Source organism: uncultured Endozoicomonas sp. (genome assembly GCF_947495845.1).
GTDB lineage: Bacteria > Pseudomonadota > Gammaproteobacteria > Pseudomonadales > Endozoicomonadaceae > Endozoicomonas.
The window spans coordinates 1-1,372 of record NZ_CANMAO010000079.1; the positions used below are offsets into that span (position 1 = coordinate 1).

The 1,372-nt window shown below is 34.5% G+C and carries 2 protein-coding genes; both read right to left on the reverse strand.

All coding sequences use genetic code 11. The annotated features are described in order from the left end of the window. Positions 1-129: 129 nt before the first annotated feature. The gene (locus tag Q1B11_RS20140; RefSeq protein WP_299735793.1) at positions 130-678 is read right to left on the reverse strand and encodes a hypothetical protein; all 549 of its coding nucleotides are present in this window, start codon (positions 676-678) and stop codon (positions 130-132) included. Continuing rightward, entirely contained in the window at positions 678-1,160 is a 483-nt protein-coding gene (locus Q1B11_RS20145) for a hypothetical protein (RefSeq protein ID WP_299735795.1), read from the reverse strand. Before Q1B11_RS20145 ends, Q1B11_RS20140 begins: the two co-directional genes overlap by 1 nt. Positions 1,161-1,372 lie beyond the last annotated feature (212 nt).

A 1,372-nucleotide genomic window follows, 5' to 3' on the forward strand; every position in this document is an offset into this window, starting at 1 on the left:
AACCTTCGGCTCTGCGAATACCTGGTAAGAGGACTTTCACCTCTCTAGTTAAGTGCCATGCTCGGCACACACGCCAAATTCAGGGGCGCCGCAGGCGTCCGCTTGAAGTTTGCTTGTATGGTGCTTTTACTATCTTCCAAGGCCATGTAATTTATTTTCAGCAGCAGACGTAAGGGGAAAAAAATCACCAGTCTTTCGTAATTCAGAAATAGTGAGAGCTAAACGACCAACTCTTTTATTTCCATCAAAAAAGCTTTGACTAGATACAATAGATGCATATAGATTTTTCCCAAAATCTGATTGATTTGAATTTATATCTTCCATTAGATATTTTTTTAATATTGTCCTTCCTCCTTCAGTCGATGGTTGGTTAGTCCCGGGAACAACTGGTCGCATTTTTTGGTTCAAATTAGGTAGTATTTTTGCATGTAAATATTCGAGAACATTGATATCGGTTAAATCCTCATTTATAAATTCTTTAAATAGCTCGATATTTCTCTGGACATTTTCATCTGTTTTTTCCTGTCCTGATACAGTTACAAGCCAAGCAGCAGCTTTTGAAAAATTATCACTATAACCATTAAAATTATAATCACACTCTTTCATAACTTCAGAATAAGGTTCTCTAGATAAATCTTCACAAAGTAACTCTTTTAATCTTTGATATGTGTTCATCATTATTTTTTATGAACTTTTAAGATATCTTCAAAACCTTGGACAACTTCAGATAGCTTTTCTCCACCCGTAATTTGATCTATTGTCGCAGACAGTCTAAATGGAGTAGAATAAGATAACTCCTGCAATATTTTTTCAGCTGCTTCATCGCCAAAAATACTAGAGATATCTTTTAATTCATTAGACGACATAATTTTTTCAACGACCATCCACTTTACACACTCGTTGAGCTCATCTTTATTTTTGTCTATTTTCTTCTTGCCTAACTTTTTTATTAATCCTACAGCTTGATCCAGTGAATCAATCTTCCTGTTTTTTAAAATACGTTTCAAAGCGAAAATCGAATCATTAATTTTTGATTTAACCTTTACCTCACTATGTATTTGTCTAACAGTACGACCGCGATTCATGACTGAATTATTTCTGAGATTATCGTTAACATTATTATATACTTCTATCATGCTATCATTTTTTTTAATTTTCATGATAAGAACCTAAAAACCAAATAAAGTACTTTATCGGCAAACAATGTAAAAAATACAGATTAATTTTTCGAGATTCGGTTGAGTGATCTAAACAACTCCTTCAAAATCATATTTTTTAATTAATTCGAACCAGCACCTAATCGGGATAGGACGAAGCCTCACGACTCCGTTCCTCCCACACCACGAGCCGTACAGATCATGTAGCATCGCGG